Annotated in this window: 19 protein-coding genes; 18 read left to right on the top strand and 1 reads right to left on the bottom strand. The window is 65.4% G+C overall.

All coding sequences use genetic code 11. From position 1 onward, the window contains the following. The first annotated feature begins 11 nt into the window (after positions 1-11). Genes BUA05_RS06260 through BUA05_RS06335 form a run of 16 tightly spaced genes read left to right on the top strand, consistent with a single transcriptional unit; the run spans position 12 to position 17,201 of the window. Positions 12-593, top strand: a complete 582-nt coding sequence (locus tag BUA05_RS06260; protein WP_072673810.1) for a type IV conjugative transfer system protein TraE — start codon at positions 12-14, stop codon at positions 591-593. Then, positions 590-1,420 (top strand): type-F conjugative transfer system secretin TraK, encoded by an 831-nt coding sequence (locus tag BUA05_RS06265; RefSeq protein ID WP_072673811.1) that lies wholly within the window; start codon positions 590-592, stop codon positions 1,418-1,420. The genes BUA05_RS06260 and BUA05_RS06265 overlap by 4 nt, the downstream gene beginning before the upstream one ends. Beyond that, positions 1,420-2,748, top strand: a complete 1,329-nt coding sequence (locus BUA05_RS06270; protein WP_072673812.1) for a TraB/VirB10 family protein — start codon at positions 1,420-1,422, stop codon at positions 2,746-2,748. Before BUA05_RS06265 ends, BUA05_RS06270 begins: the two co-directional genes overlap by 1 nt. After that, a complete protein-coding gene (locus tag BUA05_RS06275) occupies positions 2,745-3,623 on the top strand; it encodes a DsbC family protein (protein WP_072673813.1) in 879 nt (292 codons plus the stop codon). The genes BUA05_RS06270 and BUA05_RS06275 overlap by 4 nt, the downstream gene beginning before the upstream one ends. After that, the gene (locus tag BUA05_RS06280) at positions 3,620-4,258 is read left to right on the top strand and encodes a hypothetical protein (RefSeq protein ID WP_245790113.1); all 639 of its coding nucleotides are present in this window, start codon (positions 3,620-3,622) and stop codon (positions 4,256-4,258) included. The genes BUA05_RS06275 and BUA05_RS06280 overlap by 4 nt, the downstream gene beginning before the upstream one ends. Next, a complete protein-coding gene (traC, locus tag BUA05_RS06285) occupies positions 4,255-6,816 on the top strand; it encodes a type IV secretion system protein TraC (RefSeq protein ID WP_072673814.1) in 2,562 nt (853 codons plus the stop codon). The genes BUA05_RS06280 and traC overlap by 4 nt, the downstream gene beginning before the upstream one ends. After that, a complete protein-coding gene (locus BUA05_RS06290) occupies positions 6,813-7,217 on the top strand; it encodes a hypothetical protein (RefSeq protein WP_178139151.1) in 405 nt (134 codons plus the stop codon). Before traC ends, BUA05_RS06290 begins: the two co-directional genes overlap by 4 nt. Beyond that, positions 7,210-7,590 carry a TrbI F-type domain-containing protein gene (locus BUA05_RS06295; RefSeq protein ID WP_072673815.1) on the top strand — a complete coding sequence of 127 codons (381 nt, stop codon included), beginning with the start codon at positions 7,210-7,212 and terminating at the stop codon, positions 7,588-7,590. Before BUA05_RS06290 ends, BUA05_RS06295 begins: the two co-directional genes overlap by 8 nt. Beyond that, positions 7,587-8,093, top strand: a complete 507-nt coding sequence (locus tag BUA05_RS06300; RefSeq protein WP_072673816.1) for a S26 family signal peptidase — start codon at positions 7,587-7,589, stop codon at positions 8,091-8,093. The genes BUA05_RS06295 and BUA05_RS06300 overlap by 4 nt, the downstream gene beginning before the upstream one ends. Positions 8,094-8,098: 5 nt before the next feature. Further along, complete coding sequence (gene traW / locus BUA05_RS06305; protein ID WP_072673911.1) at positions 8,099-8,725, top strand: type-F conjugative transfer system protein TraW; 627 nt, start codon at positions 8,099-8,101, stop codon at positions 8,723-8,725. Further along, positions 8,722-9,735: a conjugal transfer pilus assembly protein TraU gene (gene traU, locus BUA05_RS06310; protein WP_072673817.1), complete on the top strand. Its 1,014-nt coding sequence runs from the start codon at positions 8,722-8,724 to the stop codon at positions 9,733-9,735. Before traW ends, traU begins: the two co-directional genes overlap by 4 nt. Then, positions 9,732-10,499 (top strand): type-F conjugative transfer system pilin assembly protein TrbC, encoded by a 768-nt coding sequence (locus tag BUA05_RS06315; protein ID WP_072673818.1) that lies wholly within the window; start codon positions 9,732-9,734, stop codon positions 10,497-10,499. The genes traU and BUA05_RS06315 overlap by 4 nt, the downstream gene beginning before the upstream one ends. Continuing rightward, positions 10,496-12,217, top strand: coding sequence for a conjugal transfer protein TraN (locus BUA05_RS06320; RefSeq protein WP_072673819.1), 1,722 nt, complete (start codon positions 10,496-10,498; stop codon positions 12,215-12,217). The genes BUA05_RS06315 and BUA05_RS06320 overlap by 4 nt, the downstream gene beginning before the upstream one ends. Beyond that, positions 12,214-13,059 (top strand): conjugal transfer protein TraF, encoded by an 846-nt coding sequence (locus tag BUA05_RS06325; protein WP_072673820.1) that lies wholly within the window; start codon positions 12,214-12,216, stop codon positions 13,057-13,059. Before BUA05_RS06320 ends, BUA05_RS06325 begins: the two co-directional genes overlap by 4 nt. Then, on the top strand, positions 13,049-14,485 hold the full coding sequence (locus BUA05_RS06330; RefSeq protein ID WP_072673821.1) for a conjugal transfer protein TraH: 1,437 nt from the start codon (positions 13,049-13,051) through the stop codon (positions 14,483-14,485). Before BUA05_RS06325 ends, BUA05_RS06330 begins: the two co-directional genes overlap by 11 nt. A 10-nt stretch (positions 14,486-14,495) precedes the next feature. Then, positions 14,496-17,201 carry a conjugal transfer protein TraG N-terminal domain-containing protein gene (locus BUA05_RS06335; protein WP_072673822.1) on the top strand — a complete coding sequence of 902 codons (2,706 nt, stop codon included), beginning with the start codon at positions 14,496-14,498 and terminating at the stop codon, positions 17,199-17,201. A 1-nt stretch (position 17,202) separates the two neighbouring features. Here the strand turns inward: BUA05_RS06335 and BUA05_RS06340 are convergent, their stop codons facing one another. Further along, positions 17,203-17,412, bottom strand: coding sequence for a hypothetical protein (locus tag BUA05_RS06340; protein WP_072673823.1), 210 nt, complete (start codon positions 17,410-17,412; stop codon positions 17,203-17,205). Positions 17,413-17,523: 111 nt separating this feature from the next. Here BUA05_RS06340 and BUA05_RS14725 point away from each other — a divergent pair, with 111 nt between their 5' ends. Then, positions 17,524-17,700 (top strand): hypothetical protein, encoded by a 177-nt coding sequence (locus BUA05_RS14725; protein ID WP_158093692.1) that lies wholly within the window; start codon positions 17,524-17,526, stop codon positions 17,698-17,700. A 309-nt stretch (positions 17,701-18,009) separates the two neighbouring features. Beyond that, positions 18,010-18,645 carry a S24 family peptidase gene (locus BUA05_RS06350; protein ID WP_072673825.1) on the top strand — a complete coding sequence of 212 codons (636 nt, stop codon included), beginning with the start codon at positions 18,010-18,012 and terminating at the stop codon, positions 18,643-18,645. Positions 18,646-18,739 lie beyond the last annotated feature (94 nt).

An 18,739-nucleotide genomic window follows, 5' to 3' on the forward strand; every position in this document is an offset into this window, starting at 1 on the left:
GGAGGACCACCATGAAACACGAATTCGCCTACGAGGAAGCCCAGCGCCATCTCGCACAGCGCAACCGCTTCGCCGCGCTCGCCGCGATGCTCGGCCTCACCAGCCTCGTCGCAATCGGCGTCGCCGCGACGCGCGAGGAGAGCGTGATCCTCGTGCCCGTCACCGCCGAACGGCTGACGCTTACCAGCGGCGCTCTCGAGGCGCAATACCTCGAGCTTGTTACCCGCGACACCGCGCTGATGCTGCTCAACCGTGCGCCCGAGAGCCTCGACTACTGGATGGAGCAAGTCCTCAAGCTCGCCGATCCCGCCGCGCACGGCCACCTCAAGGCCGCGCTCGTCAAGATCGTCGACGAGCAGCGCGGGTCGGACATCAGCCAGGCCTTCGTGATTGCGCGAATGGAAGTTGATCCGGGCGCACTGACCGCAACCGTCACCGGCACGCTCAAGACCTTTGTCGGAGCGCAGGTGATCGCCAGCCAGCAGCGCAGCTTTGCCTTCACCTGGAGGCGCCGGGGCCTGAGCCTTGGTCTCACCGGGTTCCGCCAGCTTCCCGACCCCCAGGAAAACCAGAACAAGGACCAGGACCAATGACCCTGCTCGCCCAGCCCCTTCCTGCCCTGCTCGCTACGGCCGGCGTGACCCTGTTCGCAACCGGAACGATCCGGCGTCCCGATCCGGGCCTTAAGCCATCCGGTCTCGCCGCGCTCGGCAGCTCGCTGGCGCTCGCGCTGACGCCAGGCCCGGCGCATGCCGACCAGTTCGTCGAGGCCGCCGACGGCGCGGCGATCGACTGCGTGCTCGCTCGCGGCGCGCTCACCCGGATTGCGCTCGTGGAGGACGGATTCGCCAACGTCTCCAAGATGGCGAGCGGCTATCCTTACAATGATTTCGAGGTGACCCACGAGCCGGTCCGCGGCGACATCTATGTCTCGGTGCCGCTGCAATATGCGAGCGCAAAAGTCAGCTTCTTCGCCACCAGCACGGGCGGCTACGTCTACAAGTTCGTCTGCCGCGTCGAAGGCGAGGACGCGAGCCAGTTGTTCGTCACCAACCCGGCGCTCGCCAGGCCCGAGGCCGGTGAATGGGAACAGGCCGCGCTCAGCGGAGAGGATGCCACAGTCCGCCTGATCGAAGCGATGGCAAGCAATGCCGTGCTGCCAGGCTTCCGGGTGCGCGCAGCGCTCTCGCGGCCGCGCCGCACCGACACGATCGAAGTCCAGCAGGTCGCCGAATACCGCGGCGCCGAGCTGACCGGCCAGGCGTTCACGCTGCGCAATGTGGGCGCCGCGCCGATCAATCTCGGCGCGGAGCGCGAGGCACCGGCAGGCGCGCTCGCCTTTGCCTATGGCCGCGACACGCTGGCACCTGGCGAGACCACCCAGGCGTTCCTCGTCTTTGCCGCAGGAGGGCTCGAATAATGGCCGACCAGGACACCCGCGACAGCGCGCCGCAGACCGCTGCCGAGAAGCGCCCTGACACCAGCAAGGGCGATGACAACCGCGCCCACGGGGAACCGCGGCGCGACCTCAACCGCACGGTCGCCCAGCGTCAGAAGTTGCTGCTCGGCGGCATCGGCACCCTCGCGCTCCTCGCCGGATCGATGTTCATCTTCGGCGGCGACGACGAGGACGAAACTACCGGCGCAGGCGCCGAGACCATCGAGACCGGCGCGCTCGTCAACCGCAACCTCTCCAACCGGGAGTTCGTCGCCACCTACGGCAACCGTCTCGATGCGCAGGGCCGTGCGATCAAGGATTTGCAGGAGAGCCAGCTGCCCAGGGCCTCGATCGAGCAGGAACTCGAAACGCTGCGGGGCGAGAACGCACGCATGGTCAGCGACGGCCAGGCAGCGATCGATGCGATCTCTGCCGAAAATGCCGCGCTGCGCTCCGAACTCGAGGCGGTCCGCGCCAACCCGCCGGTAGCACCTGTCCCCATCGGCGATCCGCGCACGCCCGGCGGGCAGGCCGCAGCGCCCGATCCGTTCGGCGGCCCGCAAGGCGAGGCGAAGCCGAGCCTGCTGAGCTTCGCGGGCGACAAACCCGCCGCGGCAAAACCGAGGGCGGCCGACGGTTCTCCGCCGCTGCTGCTGGAGGCGAGCCGCGACTACCTCCCGCCCAACAGCTATGCGCCCGCCACGGTGATCGTCGGGGTCGATGCCTCGACCGGGGTCACCAGCCAGAGCGATCCGCTACCCGTCGTCCTGAGGATTACCGGCCCGGCGCGCTCGGTGCTGAGCGGCAATCGCCTGATAACCACCGACCTCACGGGTTGCCTCGTCAACGGTGCCGCGCGCGGCGATCTCTCGAGCGAGAAGGTCTACGTCAAGCTGGTGCGCATGACCTGCGCGCAGCCCGGCGGCCGCTTCGCGGTGAGCGAGGTCAAGGGGTTCATCGCCTTTGCCGGCAAGTCGGGGGTGCGCGGCCGCGTGGTCAGCCGTGAAGGCAGCCTCGTCAGCCAGGCATTGCTCGCCGGGATCGTCGGCGGCTTCGGGCGCGGCTTCTCGGCCAATGCCAACGGCATCTTCGCAGGCCAGGTGGGCAGCGGCGGCCAGCGCGAAGCGCTCTCGCCGACAGACATTCTCGCCGGCGGTCTGGGCCAGGGCGCAGGCGAAGCGGCCGACACGACAGCCAGATACCTCATCGAACGCGCAGAACAATATCAACCCGTCGTCGAGATGCCGACCGGCATCGCAGTCGAGATCGTCTTCCTCGACGGCGTCCATGTCAGGAGCACTCCCCAATGAACTACTTGCAACACCGGCCGGGCCTCAAGGCCCGTGCCGCACATATCACACTCGCCGCTGCCAGCGCCGCCGCACTGCTTACCAGCGGTGTCGCGATCCTCACCGCCATGCCGGCGCAGGCCGCGATGACGCGCGACGTTTTCCAGGCGCTCGAGCTGCGTCTGCCCAGGACCCCGATCGATGCGATCGACTGCAAGACCTTCGCGCCGTGGTGCGAGGTGATTTCGGGCGAAACGCTGTTCTATGTCGACGAGGCGGCACGCTACCTCTTCGTCGGACGTCTCTACGACATGGAAGAGCGCCGCGACGTCACTGCGGCGCGGCTGCTCGATCTCAATCCCGACCTCCTCGCGGCAGGCGCGGCGCGCGCCGCAGGCCAAGCGGCCGCCGGCCGTCACGAGCAAGGCGATCGCCCTGAGGCTGCGGCACCTGACAGGGTTGATCTCACCGCGCTTCCCAAGGCTGGCGCAATCCGCTGGGGCAACCCGAAGGGTCAAAGACTGGTGGTCTTCTCCGACTTCCAGTGCGGCTACTGCAAGCGCCTTGCAGGCGAGCTTGCCAAGGCCGGAGTGCTGGTCGAAGAACGTCCGATCTCGATCTTCGGGGCGGCAAGCCGGCGGATCGCCGAAAGCGTGCTGTGCGCGCCGGACCCGGTCCGCGCGCTGCATGATGCCTATGCCGGAAAGCCAATTCCCAATGGCGCGACCTGCAAGGAAGCCCGCGCGCTCGAAGCCAACCAGGCCTTCGCCAAAAGCAACGGCTTTGCCGGAACCCCGGTGATCGTGCGCGCGCGCGACGGCGCCGTGCTGCATGGCTACCGCGATGCCGCTACACTGCGCCGGTTCGCCGCCGCAGCGCCGGAGGTCGGGCAATGAGCGCCTATCGCCGCCGCCGCGCCGCGCTCGCCAGCCTGATGCTCAGCCCAGGGCTTGCCATGGTCCTTGGCGGCTGCACCACGCTCGGCAGCAATGTCGAGGGCAGCTTTGCCTGCCGTGCGCCCGGAGGGACCTGCGCGCCGACCACGGTCATCGACAGCGGCGCAATCGGGCAGGCGGGCGCAAGCGACGCGCCCGCTATTCCCGCGCGCGCCACCACAAATTCGCACGCCGCCAACCAATCCGGTGCCCGGACGCTGCGGATCGTCATCGCCGCGACCCGCGATGCAGCGGGGCGCACCCACGAGGCGCGCGTGGTCCATGTCCCGCTGCCTGAAGGTCCGGCGCCAAGCTGGCGGGCGCCGCGTTCGAGCGGCGAGGTCCTGCGCGCGCTCGGCCATGCGGCCGCACCTGACAGTCTGCTCGCGGAGACTGCGCCGGGCCCTGCTCCAGCCTCGCCCGCAAGCGATCCCCTACCCCCTTTACCCCTGCAGCTGCCGGAGGTTCTGGTGCACCCCTCCCAGCCCTTTCCGGAGCTGCCCGGCGCCTCGGCGCCGGTCACCGGGGCACCCGGTCGTCCCCCCTCCCCCGACCGGGTGCCCCACACGATCGAACCCGAAGGAGACCGGCCATGACGCTATCGTTCGCCGCTGCGCGCGATGCGCTGCTGGCCGGCCTGTTCGGCGACACGCGGCAGGCCGACCATGCGCGGCCGCGCTTCGCGCTCGATATGCTCTCGGACTGGCTCCCGTACCGGGTCTACGACGAGGAGACCGGGCTCTATCGCAACGCGCATTCGAAGGGCTTCGTCCTCGAGGTCACCCCGTTGATCGGGGCGGACGAGCGCACCGGCGAGATCCTCGGCCAGTTCTTCTCCGAGAGCCTGCCGCAGGGCACCTGCCTTCAGGTGCTCAACTTTGCGTCCCCGCGGATCGGGGCGATCGTCGGCCCCTGGTTCGGCCCTCGTTACGAACAGGGTGGAATCTACGAAGCCATCGCCCGCGCGCGCGTCGACCGGCTCTACGACCTCGTCTGGCGTTCGGGTTCGGCACATGCCCCGTTCCACGCCCGCCACGTCCGCCTGGTCGTCTCGCTCGGCGTACCCGTTCCCGGCAGCGTCACCGATGCCGAGCTCACCGAATGCCGCGACGGGCTTGTCGGCATGCTGGCCTCGCTCGGCCTGTCGTCGAACCGGCTCGAACCGGCAGGCCTGCTTGCGCTCATCGACGAACTCACCTCGCCGACCACCGCGCGCGAGCCTGACCGCACCGAATGGAACCGCGAGGACACGCTCGACGTGCAGGCGATCCGCCGCGATATCGAACTCGAGGTCGAGGACGACCGGCTGATCCTGCGCACCGAACGCTTCCGCGAGACCGGGCGCGGCCGCGACGGCGTGCCGCAGGTCGGCGCCTGCTATCCCGACCGTTTCGACCTACGCCATTACGGTGTGCGCTCAACGCCGGAGCGCTGGGCGCCGTGGGAATGCGCACGGCTCATCGGCGACATGTTCACCGACAAGCTGCGCTTCCCCTGCCCGGCCGCGACCATGCTGTGCCTCCATTATCCCGACCAGGAAGCAGCCGGTGCGCGCGCGGGCTACAAGTTCATGCGCACCACCAGTCTTTCGGAAACGAAGAGCGCGCGCTTCCTGCCCAAGCTCGCCGAGCAGTCCGCCGAATGGCGCCATGTCCAGGCCGAGCTCCAGGCGGGCAAGAAGCTGGTCAAGCTGTTCTACGGTCTCACCACCATCTCGCCGCTGGGCGAAGGCGACACGCATGAGCGCACGGTCAAGGCGATCTACAAGGCAGCGGGGTGGGACCTTGCCGACGAGCGCTTCCTGCAGTTGCAGGGTCTCGTCGCGGCATTCCCATTGAGCCTTGCCGACGGGCTCGTCCACGATCTTGCGCGACTCAAGCGCTTCCGCACCATGCTCTCGACCACGGCGGCGAACATTGCCCCGCTCCAGGGCGAATATCTCGGCAGCGACATTCCGCACCTGCTGCTGCTCGGACGGCGCGGCCAGCCCTTCTTCTGGTCGCCGTTCGAGAACAAGGCAGGCAACCACAATATTGCGATCTGCGGCAAGTCAGGCTCGGGCAAGTCGGTGCTCTTGCAGGAATTGTGCGCCGCGCTGCGCGGAGCAGGCGCCAAGGTCGTGGTGATCGACGACGGCCGCAGCTTCGAGCACTCGGTCAAGCTCCAGGGCGGGCGCTTCGTCGAGTTCACGCTCGCCTCTGGCTTTTCGTTGAACCCCTTCTCGCTCGTCGATGACGCCCGCGCCGACCATGACGACGACTACCGGCTCGACTGCTTTGCGATGATCAAGGCGATCGTCGGCCAGATGGCGCGGCCGAGCGCCGCGCCGTCCGACACCGAGCGCGGGCTCATCGACCGGGCGGTGACGCAGGTGTGGAACACGCTCGGCAGCGGAGGGTCGATCGACGACGTCGCCCACGCACTCCACAGCGGCGAGAACGAAGCGGGCAAGGATCTCGCCACCGCGATCGCGCCGTTCTGCCGCGGCGGCAGCTATGCCGGGTTCTTCTCCGGCAAGGCGAGCTTCGCGCTCGACGATGATTTTACCGTCTTCGAGATGAGCGACCTCGCGGCCAGAGAGGAACTGCGCAGCGTCGTGCTCTCGGCAATCATGTTCATGACCGGGCAGGCGATGACCCGCAGCTCGCGGGCCACCAAGAAGCTGCTGCTGATCGACGAGGCCTGGGCCATGCTCAAGGGCGGCTCGATGGGCGAGTTCGTCGAGACCTATGCCCGCACCGCCCGCAAATATGGCGGCGCGCTCGCCACCGCGACCCAGTCCCTCAACGACTACTACAAGTCGGACGGCGCGCGCGCGGCGCTCGAAAACAGCGACTGGATGCTGGTGCTCCAGCAGAAGCCCGAGACCATTGCCGATTTCCGCAAGGAAGCGCGGCTCGACATGGACGACCGCACCGAGACGCTGATCCGCAGTCTCAAGCGCTCGGGCACCGAGTACAGCGAGATCTATGTGAAGGGTCCCGAGATGGAAGCGGTCGGGCGGCTTGTGCTCGACCCGCTCTCGGCCACGATCTTCTCATCCGATCCCGACACCTATGCCGCGATCCGGCGGCACGTCGAAACCGGCATGCCGCTGGACCGAGCGGTCGCGCTGGTCGCAGGCGGCCCTGCTGTTCCTGGGGGAGGTGCATGATGGTCCTCGAAACCACCACCCTCGTCGACCGCGTCCCGCTCCCCGCACCGCGCAAGGCACGGGAGAGGCAGTCGCTCGACTGGCTAGCCCTGTTCCAGGGCACCTGCCTGGTCCTCATCGAATGCGCCGGGTTCGCCGCGAGCACGCTCCTGCTGGTGCTCGGACTGCCGCTGTTCGTCTTCCTCCTGCTGGCAGGCTGGAATCTCGAGGCACTGTTCGCGCAGCTCGGTAATCTTGCCGAGCACTACCGGACCGCCGAGCCACTGGCGCGGCGCTTCTTTGCCCAGGACCTGCAGATCGCCTTTCTCATCGCCGCGGGCGGCCTCACGCTGCTGCGGCTTCCCGCATTCCTGCGCCGTCTCGATCGCCGGCTTGCCGAAGGACCATCCCCCCATGCCTGACACCGCCCATAAGATACGCGCGCTCGCGCTGAGAATCCTTGCCATTCTGGCTCTGATCGCCGGACTGCTGTGGGCCGCGTGGCTCACCCGCGAGGCTCTCGCCGAACCGCCCCAGCGCATCGTCACCGTCCGGCTCGCCGAGACCATCGGGAGGTTTGTCGAAGAAGCTGCGCGCGCCGATGCCGATCCCGCCGCAGTCCAGGCTGCCAGCCTCGCCTATCTCAAGGCCGCCGAGAGCGCGGTTGCCGAAATGGGCCACGATGGCCGCGTGGTGCTGGTCGCCGAGGCGGTGCTGGCCGGTGCAGCGGAGGACGCCACCCCCGAACTCGAACGCCGGATCGCCGGCAAGCTTGCCGAAGGGAAGCGCCCATGAACCTGCTGCGCCCGCTTCGCCGCCCGCTGCTATTGTCAGGGCTCGTGCTCCTCCCGCTTGCCTGGGCGCCGCTCGACGCCTTCAGCAAGGACCACGCCTTCCTGATCAATGCCAGCCCGAGCCTGCCCCACTGGGCGTTCTGGCTCGATCGCACCGCACCGATCGAGCGCGGCAGGCTGATCTTCTTCGAGCCGCCGCCAAGCGAGCTTGTCGAAAGACATTTCGGTGAAGGACCGCAGATGTTCGGCAAGCGTGTGCTCGGCATGCCCGGCGATGTGGTCAGCCACCACGGGCAGGAGGTGTTCATCAACGGCAAGAGAGTTGCGACCCGGCTGGCGGTCACCCGCCTCGACATCGCGCTCGACCAGGGCCCCGAAGGCCGGATCCCCGAAGGATGCTACTACACCGGCACCGGCCATCCGCGCGGGCTCGACAGCCGCTATGGCCAGATCGGCTTCGTCTGCCGCGACCGCATCCTCGGCAGCGGGAGGGCGATCCTGTGAAGCCGGTGCAAATCCTCCTCGCAGCCCTGCTCGTCACCGCCATGCCGACGGGCGTCGGTGCGCGCGACTACGGCCAGCGCGGCGCGGTCTTTCCGCTTATCGAACGCGACCTTCTCGAGCAGATCCATGCGCGGCTGAAGGCGATGGAGGCTTCGGGCGAGACCGCGCGGCTCAATGAGGAACTCAAACGGCGTACCATCGCGCGCGTCAACCGGCCCGATCCGGTTGCGGGTCTCGCGCACGCCAGTGCCCATCGGCGCTGGACCTTCGATCCGACCATCACGCTCGCTGCCGACATTCGCGGCGCCAGAGGCGAGCTGATCCATGCCGCAGGCACGTTGGTCAACCCGCTCGACAGCGTACAGCTGAGGAGCCCTCTGCTGTTCCTCGACGGCGACGATCCAGCCCAGCTGGCCTGGGCGCTAAGCGAAGACCGCAATGCCAAACTGATCCTCGTCAATGGCGCGCCGCTTGAACTGATGAAGGCGCGCCAGCGCCGCTTCTACTTCGACCAGGGCGGCAAGCTGACCGCGAAGTTTGGCATCAGGGCCGTGCCTGCGCGGGTGCGCCAGCAGGGCCGCTTGCTCGAAGTAAGCGAAATCGCGCTGCCTCCGAAAGGGGCGCGGCCATGAAGCGCTTGCGATCGCTGTTCCTCGCTCTCGCAGCGAGCCTGTCGCTGGGCCTCGCGAGCCCCGCCCTCGCCGATGCCGGTCCGGGCAAATGCACCGGCAGCTTCGTCAATCCGATCACCGATATCTGCTGGTCATGTCTGTTCCCGATCTCGGTCGGCGGGCTCAAGATCTGGCCCAGCAATCGGCCCGATCCCGACAACCCCGACCTGCCGGTTTGCCTGTGCGGTCTCAGACCCGGGATCGCGATGGGCTTCTGGGAGCCGGTGCGGCTGGCAGATGTCAGCATGAAGCCCTGGTGCTTCGTCAACCTCGGCGGCATGAAACTCGATCCCGGCTTCGACATCGGCTTCCGTTCGATCTCCGGACCCTCGGCAGTCGGCGGCGCGAGCCAGTATTACTCAAGCTGGCATGTCCACTGGTATGCCTATCCGCTGATCTACTGGATGGAGATCGTCGCTGATTTCCTGTGCCTCGAGCCGGGCTCGATCGATATACTCTACATCTCCGAGATCGATCCGCTGTGGCAGGACAGCGAACTTACCGCGATCATCAACCCGGAAGCCGTGCTCTTCGCCAACCCGCTGGCGCTCGCCGCCTGCGCGGCCGACTGCGTGGCCTCGACCGCGAAGCTCCCGATCGACGAGATGTTCTGGTGCGCGGGCTGCCAGGGCTCGATGTATCCGATGAACGGCAATGTTTCGGCCTCGATCGGGCATGTGCAGGCCTCGCGGCTGGTGCTTTCGCGCTTCGCCTACAAGCTCCACCGCGAACTCGTCTCCTGGGGCACGATGGGATCCAAGGGCCTGTGCGGCAAGTACCTGATGCCGGTCATGCGCAAGCAGCAATACCGCTTCCAGGCCACCAACCCCAACCCGGCGACCAAGGGCCGCTACGCCTGCCCGCCGATCGGAACATCGACCACGCTTCAGGAACCCGGACAGGTCATCCCCGCCATCGGCGAAGACATGGGATACCTCGTCTGGCGCAAGAGGAATTGCTGCGCGCTATGAAAAATCCTTTCCACCTTCTTGTTTTTGCTAGCGTCGGTATAGCCGCTGCCTTTGCTGCTGCCTCGGCGCAGGACAGCGAACCCGAGCTCGATCTTGCACGCATCCGCGAACGCGCCGCCGAGCATGCGCCCGATCCCGAAGCGCTGTCGACGACGGTTCGGACCAGGGCCGAGGCGCTTGCCGAGGACGCACAGGCGTCGCGCCAGCAGGCTCACGCCAACCGCGCCGCCTATGCCGACATATTGCCATCGATCGCCGTCGCTGATGCCGACACCGGTCCGCTCGATCTCGACGGCATGATCCGCGGCGCGGCCGACGCCGAAGTCGCCGCGATAGGCGAGAGCCCCCGCTTCATCGCCTTTGCCTCGCTCGGCATGCCCGAAGCCTCGCTCAAGGCGCTGGTCCGCGACGTTACCCGTGCGGGCGGGGTCACGGTGCTGCGCGGGTTCCCGCAGGACGACAGCGCCAGGTTCAAGAAGCGTCTCGTGGCAATCTGGAGCGACAGCGGGGAGGCGGGCGCGCTCGGCATCGATCCGCGCCTGTTCCGCGCTTTCGATATCAGGCAAGCGCCTAGCTTCGTGATGCTCGCGGCCGATTTCCACCCTTGCGACGGGTTCGACTGCACCGACGCGCCGCCCCCGCACGACCGTCTCACCGGCAATATCCGCGTCGAGGAGGTGCTCGACACCTTCGCTTCCGGAGGCGGACCCGGCGCAAGTCTCGCCCGCCTGCACCTGCAGCGCCTGCGCGGAGATCGCCCATGACCCGCGCACTCACGTTCGCATTGGCCGCACTTGCCGCGCTGCTGCCCGCCCTGCCCGCTGCGGCGCAGCAGGACGCGCGCGCCGACGGCAAGGCCTTCGCCGAGGAACTGCGCGGCGAGGCCCAGCAAGCCGCGCAGGTGCAGCCGGACAGCAACACCCTTCCCCATTACGACCGCAACGCAGTGCGCGGCCTGGAGACGCTCGCCGACGATCCCGACCGGATCGAGCGCGGTGCAGCCGCTGCCACGACGACCCATCAGGGTTACCGCGCGATCAAGGACAGCCTCGCCAACCGCGCGCGGTTCGACCCGCAGGATATCGACGCGGTCATCACCCGCAGCCGCGCGATCAACCAGACACCGCTTGATTACACCAGCGGCATGGCGATCGGCGGCGGACAGGGAACCTGCGTTCCGCTGCCGCCGGGTTCCGGCTCGGCGGGGACCTACACCGCGACCTGCAACACCGGCACACGGATCGACCAGTCGGCCGGCCAATGCAGCGTGCCGCTCGTCGCCAGCGTCAGCCAGCGCCCGCAATACCACTACCTTTGCAATCGCTTTGGCGACATCAACGGGTCGGGTGAGCCCGAGTGCCCCGGCTTCAACGGTTATTCCTGCCGGGTCACCTGGCACCGTGACACCTGCCTGCGATGGGGCACGTCGGGCGGACGCAGGTGGTGCACCGAACCCGGAGACCCGATCAGCGAGCTGACCTGCGACGAACAGGTACCGGGACAGACGCCTTACCAGGTCACAACCGCGACCACGGTCACGTCCGCGCCCGACGAAAGCCAGTGCGCAGGGCTCGCCGACAACGGCGATTGTACGCTCGATGCCGAGATCTGCACCGACGCCGATCCGCAAACTCGTAAAATCGACGGGGTCCCGGTCACCAGGCCCTGCTGGGAATGGCAGCGGAGCTTCACTTGCACCTCGCGCGAAGCGGCGACCGACTGCGCGGATATCGAGAGCCAGAACGCCTGCCGGTTCATCCGCGAGGAATGCCTGACCGACGAAACGCCCTGCGAGACCTGGGAACGGATTTATGAGTGTCCGCTTCCCCAGACCGATACCGCGACCCAATATGTCTGCGACGGCGACCTCTACTGCATCGACGGCTCCTGCGAGACGATAGAGCGTACCGCCAACGACGAGTTCAAGGATGCCGCGGTCGCGCTCCACGCGATGGACGAGGCGCGCGGCCAGTTCGATCCCGAGACGCTGACGCTGTTCCGGGGGACGCGCAACACCTGTTCGTCCAAGGTCTTCGGCGTGCTCAACTGCTGCAAGGGCAAGGGTTTCCCGCTCATCCCGGGCATCAGCCTGCTGGTCGCGCTCGGCTGCGACCGCGAGGAAGTGCTGCTCCACCAGCGCGATGCACAGGGCCTGTGCGCCTATGTCGGGACCTATTGCTCGGACAGGTTTCTCGGCGTCTGCCTCACCAAGAGAAAGGCCTACTGCTGCTTCGAGTCCAAGCTCTCGCGGATCCTCCAGGAACAGGGGCGCCGACAGCTGCCCAAGCCGTGGGATAAGCCCAAGGAAGAACAATGCGCCGGGTTCACCCTCGACGAGTTCGCCCGGCTCGACCTCAGCCAGATGGATTTCAGCGAAGTCTATGCCGAGTTCACCGAGGCCGCCCGGCTGCCCGACGAACTCGAGACGAGCATCCTCATCCAGCAGAAGATCGAAGAATACTACGCGAGGACCGACCGATGATCCGTCTTTCAACCCTGGGAGCGCTGACGCTCGTCGGCACCGCCCTCCTGCCCTTCGCCGCTACCGCGCAAGCCGTGTCGGCAACCGCCGAACCACCGACGAATTCGGCGGCGAGCACCAGCGCCGAGGCACTCTACTGCGAGCAGCGCAGGCTCGGCTACTGGTTCTACTGCGTGAAACCGGAGCCTGACCCCAAGACTGAAGATTTGCCGCAACAGGCCAATCCCGATCCGGTTCGGGCGACGCAGGAGCTCGACGCCATCACGGCAGAGCTGCGCGAGTTGAAGGCACGCGCAATCCTCTATCCGACCGAGGCCAATGTCGCGGCCTATATCCGTTTCCAGCGCGCGCAGCTTGACCGGGCCTCGCTCTTCTCCGACGTCTGGCAGCGGGCAATCTGGCAGGACCCCGAGCTCGACTACACGCTCGAACGGCCGGTCGGAGCGCTGGCGAAAAAGCAGTGGCAGGACGCGCGCGCCGCCGAGCGCGATACGGTCATGGCCCAGCTCACACAGCGCTACGGCCTGTTCTATTTCTTCAGCTCGACCTGCGCTCCGTGCGAGGTAATGGGCCCGATCGTCAAAGGCGTCGCGGACCGCTGGCGCATCACCGTGCGCGCGATTTCGACCGATGGCGGGCCTTCACGGCACTTCCCCGACTACCGCGTCGAGACAACCCAGCGCAGCAAGCTCGGCCTCGAACCCAAGGTCACCCCGGCGCTGGTGCTGTGGGACAGTGTGACCAGGCGCCCGATCCCGATCGGATACGGCGTGCTTTCGGCCGACGAGCTCCAGGACCGCATCTACCTCCTCACCTCGAAGGAAGCCGGACATGACTATTAGCATTCGCAAGGCGGCGCTCACACTCGCCGCCGCCAGCATGATTGCCTCGCCGCTCTCTGCAAACGTCGGCGACAGCATGGACCGCTTCATGGATGACATGGGCGCGGCGGCCAACGTCACCGGTCCGACCGCTTTCGAAGGCCAGTCGGCAGGCTACTACAGTCTCGGCAATGTCTGGACGCGCTTCCCCCAGAAGACGACCAACATCGCCAATCTCCAGCTTCCGAGAGCACGGGCAGGCTGCGGCGGGATCGACATCTTCGCCGGGTCCTTTTCCTTCATCAATGCAAGCGAGATGGTCGCGATGCTGAAAGCGGTCGCCAACAACGCGGTCGGGTTCGCCTTCAGCCTGGCGATCGATACGGTCTGTCCCGAATGCAACAAGATCATGCAGGAGTTTTCGCAGAAGGCGCAGCTCATGAACAATCTCTCGATCAACTCCTGCGAGATGGCGCAGGGGCTGGTCGGCGGCCTGTGGCCCAAGGGCGATCTGGCCGACAAGGCGATTTGCGAAGCTATCGGCAACTCCGAAGGCATCTTCACAGATTATGCTGCGGCCAAGCACGGCTGCGGCACGCGCGGGCAGCGCAGCTCAACCAACGAGAGCGCAGGTGCGGACTACGGCGACGTCAATCCCGGTGTGCCGCGCAACTACACCTGGCATGTCCTGAAAAAGAGCGCCTTCTTCAGTCCCGGCGGCACCTTCGATCGCGAGCTTGCCGAATACGCCATGACCCTGATCGGCACGGTGATCTACGTGCCGCCAAAAGACGATGAGCCAGGCAAGTTCGTTCCCTTCGCGGGCGATGCCTCCTCGACGCTGGTAACCGCGCTCCTCGACGGGACACAGGGCCAGACCGTGCGGGTGTTCCGCTGCGACGAGACCGATCTCTGCCTGAACCCCACCTTCCAGCAAATGACTCTCGCCAATGCCAAGGCGATCCGGCCGCGCGTTGCCCTCCTCATCGGCAACATGGTCGATGCGATCCGCGCCGATACCGCGATCGGCAATGCCGAGAAGGAGCTGCTGCAGGTCGCCTCGGTGCCGCTCTACAAGATTCTCACGGTCCAGGCCGCATACGGGCGCGGCATGCCGACCGACGACCGCGACACGCTCGCGGAGATCGCCAGCATCGACCTGCTTTACGCGATCCTCGACCGGATCGTGTCGGAAGCCGGGCGCTCGATGGCGAGTTTCATCGCCGCTGACGAAGCCAAGCTCGCGATCTGGCGCGGCCAGGTCGCCGAGGTCCGCTCGGGCCTCGTCCAGCGTCAGGCGACGGGTCAGGCCAAGGTCTCCGCGATCATGCAGATCATCGAGAAGACCGCGATGATCGAGAATGCGCTGGCGGCCTCGATGTCGCCCTCGATGTCGGCTGCGCTCGACTGGTCGCGTGGGCTGCAGTCGCGCTCGATCATCCCTTGAGGAACACACCATGGTCGAGATCTTCACCACCGGCGGCGGCGAGTACATCGTCAACGTCCTCAACGCTGTCGCCGCCTGGACCGGAGCTGGCGGCTACAAGAGCCTGATACAGGTCGCGCTGGTGATGGGGATGGCGCTAAGTGTGATCGTTGTTGCGTTCAACCAGGACTGGCGCGCCTGGCTCAACTGGTTCCTCGGGGCGACGCTCATCTACATGTGCCTGATGGTGCCGCGGATGGATGTGCAGGTGACCGATCGCGTCAATCCGGGGCTTGCCCCTGCAACGGTCGCCAATGTCCCGCTCGGCCTCGCGCTTATGGCGAGTTTCACCAGCCAGGTGGGTGACTACCTCACCCGCTCGGCCGAGACCGTGTTCGGGCTGCCGGAAGATCTCAACTATTCGAAGAACGGCATGATCTATGGCGCGCGCCTGCTCGAAGCGACACGGAGCCTGCGGATTGCCGACCCCGAATTCGCCGCCAATTTCGACGAACATGTCCGCCAATGCGTCTTCTACGACATCCTCCTGGGCCGATATTCGATGAAGGAACTGGCGGATTCGGACGACATCTGGACGACAATTGGTCCGGGAAGCCAAGCGCGCGCCCAGCGCTTCGTGATCCGCAATGTCGACAACGGAGAGGTAGCATCCGTCATTGTGACCTGCCGCGAAGCCTACACCACGCTCGGCCACCAATGGTCCAACATGATCGGCGAGATGACGCTCGTTGCCGGTCGCCAGCTCTATCCCAGGCAGACCGAAGCGCTGGCAAAGGCCAAGCTGATGGCCGACCTGCCGATCGCCTACCAGTATCTCACCGGGGTCTCGAAGGATGCGAGCACCATCTTTCGCCAGGTGCTGACGATCAACGCGATGAACCAGGCGATGCACGGCTTCGCCGGCGCAAGCGGCACATCGAGCGTGGATGTGTTTGCGCAGACCCGTGCCGATATCCAGACGGAGCGGACCTATTCCTCGATCGCACATAACGCCATGAAATGGGTGCCGATCCTCAACGTTGTGCTGACGGTCGTCTTCTACGCACTGTTCCCGGTGCTTTTTCCGTTGTTCCTGATGCCGAAGACCGGACCGATTGCATTGAGGGGTTATGTGACGGGCTTCTTCTACCTTGCCGCCTGGGGGCCGCTGTTCGTCATCCTCCACATGATCCTGATGCTGAAGGGTGCGGGCGATGTCGCAGCGGCGGGCGGCACCAGTGGTCTCACCCTCGCCACATTCTCCGGGATGACCGACGTCAACAACGACATCGGTATCCTTGCAGGCTACCTTGTGGCATCGATTCCGTTCCTTGCAGGAGGCGTCGCCAGAGGCGCGATGGCCATCTCGGGCCAGGCGACCAGCTACCTCAATCCCAGCCAGAACGCTGCCGAGGAGGCCGCGCGCGAAGCGAGCACCGGCAATGTCTCGCTCGGTAACACCAGCCTCGACAATTCGAACGTGTTCTCGCGCCAGTTTGCGCAAGGCTCCCTTGCGCCCAGCATCGCCTATGGCGCGGCGCAGACGCGCGGCATAGGCGAGAGCGGCACGCAGACGACCAGCTTCCCACAAGCCGAGTTCGCGGCTGTGCCGACCTCAAGCTATCCCTTTACGCCGACGCTCGGGCAGGATTTCTCGAGCAGGCTGTCGACGATGGCGAGCCAGAGCCGCGGGCAGAGCGAGACCTACTCCAACCTTGCCCAGCAATCGACCAGTTCGGCGGTCACACGGTTCAACGAGATCCGCGATGCCTACACCCGCTCGCGCTCGAACGAGACCGTGAGCGGCACCTCGACCAGCGACAGCATCGGCAGCGCGTTCAGCGAAGTCGACAACGCCTCCAAGACGCTCCAGCAGCAGTTCGGCCTGTCGCGCCGGGCATCCGACGACATCACCGTCTCATGGTTCCTGAATGGAAATGCGGGAATCGAGGGCAAAGGGGAGCGAAAGGGCACCAAGGGAACGCTTGGGCTAGGAGGGGGTCGCAACCAGAGCTGGACCGACAGCGATATCGGGATCGCCTCCGAAGACCGATCGCGCATAACGGGTGCACTGCGCCAGCTTTCCGACAGCCGTAACTGGTCGAGCACGCGTGAAGGGTTCCTTCGCGAGACAAGCTCGAGTTCCGAAGCGCTGGTCTCGAGCAATGCCGCAGGCATCACGACTTCGCTGACCGAGGCACAAAGCTACACGCTCGAAGCGCGGCGCTCCGAGGAGATCGCCAGCCGCCTTGAGAACCAGGCCAGCTGGTACGAGAGCGCCAATGCAGCGGGATCGCTCAACCTCAGCCAGGCCTACCGCGAATGGGGGATGGCCGAGATCGATTCCAACCGCGACTATTATGGCCAGGTTCGCTTCGACGATATCGACTTCCAGATGAGTGCACGCGGGCAGCAGCTACAGGCGCGGTTCGTCGAGAGCTATGCCGAACGCCTCAACGATGAGATCGCCGATGATCTCGTCCTTCCAGCTTCGCAGCCTGTTGCACGCCCCTCGGTCACCAGTCCTGGCAGCGTGCGTGGTTCGGTCCGCATTGGAGGTGTGCCAGGCAGCCTCAGCGGCCCCGGAAGCGAGCGTGAAGACATCGCTGGCGAAGTCGACCGGGCACAGCGTCTAGGCAATCAACGGATCGGGACCGTGAAGAGCTATGTCGATGGAAAGACGCGCGATGCGAAGGGTGCCTCCGCAGAAGCAGCCGATGACGTCAAGGAATGGTAGCTCAGATCAGCCCGTCGTAGATCACGACGTATATGACGAACCCAATGAACAAGGTCGCGAACAGGTAGATCCCACGCCTTTCCCAGGGATCAGCCCAGATCTTCTTCCATGAATATGCAGTCAGGCGGTCTTCCGCGATAGCTCGATCGATCTCGCGAAAGCCTTCCCAGTCCTCCTTGCCTTCGGGGGGCACTTTGCCTTGATCGTTCATGTCACTAGCTCCTTCGCGAGCAGAGAGCCCCCTCCCCTCAGTTCCGGATCATTTTTTCTCAGAGAAAATAGCTGAAAATCATCGGCAATGCGAGGTCCTGCATCTTGTAGTTTGGTTCGCAAGGTCAAAGAGGGCCAGCCGGTCGAACGGAATCAATTCGCAGCCCAAGAAGATTTCATTTTGGTGAAGATCGAGGAACTGGAGCACTTTGACCTGCGGGGCGATGTGACGCTCTGGCAGGAGGTTGCACAACTCTTCGAGCAGTTGGAAGAGCGCAGGGCTCCCTAGTAACCTTATCCGACGTGATGGCTGATCGCTCGAATGAAGCGAGGTAGGATTCGAGCTTTTCCAGCGTCCTGCGCCTCGGGCGGCGCCCCATCCTAAGATCGAGGACGAACCGGGGATCACCGACCGCACGCCTACCAAAGCGCGTCGCGGAAATATGGTTTTCTTTCAGATGCTTTTCGATCTTCTCCAGCAAGGTCATATCCCTTTCGCTCCGACTCGCAATTTCCTTGTGTTCTCGTTTCGTTCCTACTAGGATCAAATCTTCGAGTCTAGGAAAATTCCTACAATCAGGATTTGAAGGGCAGACGAATGGAACATGTGAGGGAAGAGCTCGACCGGCTGATCCTCAAGGGTGGATATGGCTATGCCTCGATCTCGCGGTTGCTCGGCCGCAACCCTGCCTATGTGCAGCAGTTCATCAAGCGCGGGTCGCCCCGCAAGCTCGATGACCAGGATCGAAAGACGCTCGCTTGCTTCTTCGGAGTCGATGAACAGGTCCTCGGTGGCCCCGCCAATCCGGTCACCGACGGCATGGTTGAAATTCCCGTACTCGATGTGGAAGCATCTGCCGGCTTTGGCGCGGTCGCCGCTAGCGAGACTGCGCATACTCGGTTCGGGTTCGACGAGCACTGGCTGCGACACCTGACGTCGGCGAAGAGCGCCAGCCTCTCGATTGTCGGGGTAAAGGGAGATTCGATGGAGCCGACGCTAAGCGACGGTGACGAGGTCCTCGTCGATGCATCAGATCATGGCTCGCGGCTGCGTGACGGGATCTATGTCCTTCGCTCTGATGATGCGCTCGTGGTGAAGCGTATTGCGATTAAGCCAGGCGGTCGTCAGATCACCATTGCCAGCGACAATCCGGCTTACCCGACATGGCACGACATGGATAGGACCGAGGTGCATGTGGTTGGTCGCGTGATCTGGTTCGGGAGGACTCTCTAGCGACAGAATCTGGTGCGATTGCCTTGCTTGATTGGTTCATGACATCGGAAATGAGGAAGCCGACATTCAGGCGACACAGTTGGTGGACCCGCAG

Source organism: Erythrobacter sanguineus (assembly GCF_900143235.1).
GTDB classification, from domain to species: domain Bacteria; phylum Pseudomonadota; class Alphaproteobacteria; order Sphingomonadales; family Sphingomonadaceae; genus Erythrobacter; species Erythrobacter sanguineus.

Coding starts and splice junctions, on each gene's coding strand:
- BUA05_RS06260 (WP_072673810.1), top strand. CDS start 12: ATGAAACACGAATTCGCCTACGAGGAAGCCCAGCGCCATCTCGCACAG.
- BUA05_RS06265 (WP_072673811.1), top strand. CDS start 590: ATGACCCTGCTCGCCCAGCCCCTTCCTGCCCTGCTCGCTACGGCCGGC.
- BUA05_RS06270 (WP_072673812.1), top strand. CDS start 1,420: ATGGCCGACCAGGACACCCGCGACAGCGCGCCGCAGACCGCTGCCGAG.
- BUA05_RS06275 (WP_072673813.1), top strand. CDS start 2,745: ATGAACTACTTGCAACACCGGCCGGGCCTCAAGGCCCGTGCCGCACAT.
- BUA05_RS06280 (WP_245790113.1), top strand. CDS start 3,620: ATGAGCGCCTATCGCCGCCGCCGCGCCGCGCTCGCCAGCCTGATGCTC.
- traC (WP_072673814.1), top strand. CDS start 4,255: ATGACGCTATCGTTCGCCGCTGCGCGCGATGCGCTGCTGGCCGGCCTG.
- BUA05_RS06290 (WP_178139151.1), top strand. CDS start 6,813: ATGATGGTCCTCGAAACCACCACCCTCGTCGACCGCGTCCCGCTCCCC.
- BUA05_RS06295 (WP_072673815.1), top strand. CDS start 7,210: ATGCCTGACACCGCCCATAAGATACGCGCGCTCGCGCTGAGAATCCTT.
- BUA05_RS06300 (WP_072673816.1), top strand. CDS start 7,587: ATGAACCTGCTGCGCCCGCTTCGCCGCCCGCTGCTATTGTCAGGGCTC.
- traU (WP_072673817.1), top strand. CDS start 8,722: ATGAAGCGCTTGCGATCGCTGTTCCTCGCTCTCGCAGCGAGCCTGTCG.
- BUA05_RS06315 (WP_072673818.1), top strand. CDS start 9,732: ATGAAAAATCCTTTCCACCTTCTTGTTTTTGCTAGCGTCGGTATAGCC.
- BUA05_RS06320 (WP_072673819.1), top strand. CDS start 10,496: ATGACCCGCGCACTCACGTTCGCATTGGCCGCACTTGCCGCGCTGCTG.
- BUA05_RS06325 (WP_072673820.1), top strand. CDS start 12,214: ATGATCCGTCTTTCAACCCTGGGAGCGCTGACGCTCGTCGGCACCGCC.
- BUA05_RS06330 (WP_072673821.1), top strand. CDS start 13,049: ATGACTATTAGCATTCGCAAGGCGGCGCTCACACTCGCCGCCGCCAGC.
- BUA05_RS06335 (WP_072673822.1), top strand. CDS start 14,496: ATGGTCGAGATCTTCACCACCGGCGGCGGCGAGTACATCGTCAACGTC.
- BUA05_RS06340 (WP_072673823.1), bottom strand. CDS start 17,412: ATGAACGATCAAGGCAAAGTGCCCCCCGAAGGCAAGGAGGACTGGGAA.
- BUA05_RS06350 (WP_072673825.1), top strand. CDS start 18,010: ATGGAACATGTGAGGGAAGAGCTCGACCGGCTGATCCTCAAGGGTGGA.